The organism is Citrobacter sp. VF227, from assembly GCF_052950715.1.
Genome location: NZ_JBRFVF010000402.1, coordinates 1 through 466, shown reverse-complemented (window position 1 = coordinate 466; position 466 = coordinate 1). Strand labels below are relative to the sequence as shown.

Below are 466 nucleotides of genomic sequence, written 5' to 3'. Positions count from 1 at the left end.
ACCTTCTTCAGTTCAGCACTGATTAACTTCGCCGTGCCATCCGGCGGTGGCCATTGGGTTATTCAGGGACCGTTCGTTATGCCTGCTGCTCAAGCGCTGGGTGCCGATCTTGGCAAATCTGTCATGTCCATCGCCTACGGTGAGCAATGGATGAACATGGCACAACCGTTCTGGGCACTCCCTGCTCTGGCCATCGCCGGATTGGGGGTACGCGACATCATGGGGTACTGCATCACCGCCCTGCTCTTCTCTGGCATCATTTTTGTTATTGGATTGACCTTGTTCTGACGGCAACCTCTTATTTAAAGGAACTGAAAAATGAAAAACTGTGTCATCGTCAGCGCGGCTCGTACCGCAATCGGCAGTTTTAACGGCGAACTGGCAACTACGGGAGCCGTCGAGCTTGGAGCAACCGTCATTAGAGCCGCACTTGAGCGCGTCCACCTTGACCCACTGCTCGTGGACG

General features: G+C 54.5%; 2 protein-coding genes. Both read left to right on the top strand.

Going from position 1 to position 466, the window contains the following annotated elements; all coding sequences use genetic code 11:
• Positions 1–288 (top strand): TIGR00366 family protein (locus ACU8YC_RS26975; protein WP_446896256.1); only part of this gene is annotated, 288 nt, incomplete at its 5' end.
• Between the two features lie 30 nt (positions 289–318).
• A partial coding sequence (locus ACU8YC_RS26970) for a thiolase family protein (protein WP_446896257.1) occupies positions 319–466 on the top strand: 148 nt, incomplete at its 3' end.